At 48.7% G+C, this 2,335-nt stretch carries 3 protein-coding genes; all 3 read right to left on the bottom strand.

Annotated features, from left to right (window positions below; genetic code table 11):
* Window positions 1-696 (bottom strand): sensor histidine kinase (locus AC3DOM_RS17525; RefSeq protein ID WP_487920329.1); only part of this gene is annotated, 696 nt, incomplete at its 3' end.
* Window positions 697-926: 230 nt separating this feature from the next.
* A complete protein-coding gene (locus AC3DOM_RS17520; RefSeq protein WP_487920328.1) occupies window positions 927-1,613 on the bottom strand; it encodes a response regulator in 687 nt (228 codons plus the stop codon).
* Window positions 1,614-1,968: 355 nt separating this feature from the next.
* The coding region (locus AC3DOM_RS17515) for a hypothetical protein (RefSeq protein WP_487920327.1) at window positions 1,969-2,335 on the bottom strand (367 nt) is incomplete at its 5' end.

Raw genomic sequence — 2,335 nt, 5'->3', positions numbered from 1 at the left:
CGCCTCTAAACGGATGCAAGCCTCCGCCGGTGTGTGTCGCAACGCATTCCCAACCAGATTGCCTAAAACCTGATCAAGACGTCCAGCGTCAGCAGTGATCGATAGCTCTTCGTCCTCCACATCCACGATCAATTCAACATCCGCCTCATCCGCCTGACCCAGAAAACTGGTCCGCACATCTTCCAATAACTCGGGGATATTTACTTCCTCCAGATTCAAGTACAACTGGCCACCCTCTGCGAGCGAGATCGTTTGAAGATCATCCACTAATCTGGATAAAAGTCGGGTTTCGTCAAGCATCGATTCGATTTGCTCCGGAGTCGCCTCGTAAACACCATCCAGCAGCCCTTCCAGGTTTCCACGCAAAATATGGAGAGGGGTGCGCAATTCATGGGCAACATCGGCGGTCATATTCCGGCGTTGTTTATCAGCGTGTGCCAGTTCATCCACCATCCGGTTGAAGGATTCGGATAATCTGCGAATCTCGCTCGGGCCTCGCTCGGGGACACGAACAGTGAGATCGCCATCCGCAACTGCATCCGCGGCGGTCATCACGTCTGCAAGGGGGGTTCCCATTTTTCGAAAAGCACGCGAACCAAAATAGCCAAGCGTTGCAATGATCAAAATCGGGATCCCGCAAAAGAAAAGGGGAACAAAAATGCCCGGATTATGAGATAAGAACAGAGGCAAGGGCATATGCGAGCCGTCAAATGTAAAATCCCCGGAACGGAATAAAGCCCCCAAAAAGGCGCCCGCCATCAATAATGGGAGCGCTAAAAATAGAAAAAAGCCGATAAAGCGAATCCATAAAAACCGTCTTTTGCTACTATGGCGCAGGCGGTGATGAAGAAAATGGCCCCTTCCCATCCATCTTTCGTCTGCCCAGTTTTCTTTTTCTGAAAATCTACTTTGTCGTGGATGCATATTTATAGCTCGTCGTTAAATCTATATCCCACGGCATAAACGGTGAGAATATAGCGCGGGTTGGCTGGGTCGGTTTCTATTTTGCGGCGCAAATTTTTGATATGCGCATCGATGCTGCGGTCATAACCAATATATGCCACACCATGTAAATTCTCCAATAATTGCGCCCGTGAAAATATTTGACCAGGATGTTGCGCCAGGGTTTGCAATAGGCTGAACTCGATCCTCGTCAGGTGAAGGGATTCTCCCGCAAGATTAACGCTATGACTCTCGGTATTCAACTCAAGATCTCCAACTCTAATCACGCCCGGAACATAAACATTTCCCTTGGCCCGGCGTAACAAGGCCCGAACTCGGGCAACCAGTTCGCGTGGCGAAAAAGGCTTGGAAATATAATCATCTGCCCCAAGCTCCAAACCGATCAGACGATCGGTTTCTTCTGCACGGGCAGTCAGCATGATGATCGGCAGATCTGATTCACGGCGGATTGCACGGCAGACATCCAAGCCATCCATACCGGGGAGCATCAGGTCAAGTACGAGAAGGTCCGGCTTTTCGCGTCGCGCCATTGCCAGGCCGCTATCTCCATCCCCGGCGACCAATACACGATACCCATTTTTTTCAAGATAATCGCGGGCCAGCCGGGCAATTTTCGGTTCGTCTTCAACGATCAGGATGGTTTCACTCATATTTTCATCTGCTCATTCCCTAAATCCAAAGTCAGGACTTTGCCCTTTATTGTAACCAATCTTTTCAAGGTAGTGCCAGGTACTAATTGATGCTCCCGCTGGATTTCTTCTAAAAAACGGGGATTACAAATCCCCTTCGAGCGTTTTCCATCACTTACCTTTTACCACCATTCTTTTCCATACTTATGCGATTTCCATCACCTTATAATTAAGGGCTATTGAATATGATCGTCCCGAAGGTTTATGGTGCTGAAGAAACTGAATTATGGAAACCTGCGGGACACCTTTCTTTTCCAGATTTAAAACTTTCATTGCAGAGAGAGTTTTCTCTGCAATGAAAGTTTATCATTCGACCTTATTTTTCAGATTTTTCTTCTTCGTCTGCATCTTCACCCTCAGGAGGCATTTTGCTCCAGTAAGGATGGTGACCCCAAGGGCCGCCCCTGCCTTCAGGATGCATCCGATAAGCCCATGGAGGCCCAAATCGACGTCCCATGATAAGACGGAAAAAGAGACCAAAGATCATCAAGAAAAAGAATCCGGTAAAGAGCATTCTCCCAAGTGAGATAAAGCCCATATGGCCGTAGCCATAACCGTATCCGTGACCAAATCCGCGGTAGGGCATCATTTGCTCAAAGCCACCTTCAGGAAAGGTCATATCCGACATTACGCCCTGGGAAAATCCAGCGCGATAGAGCATTGCACCACCGCCAACAAGCAGG

The organism is Candidatus Desulfolinea nitratireducens, assembly GCF_982879505.1.
The sequence above is the reverse complement of the archived record's forward strand: the minus strand, read 5'-3'. Positions and strand labels throughout refer to the sequence as shown.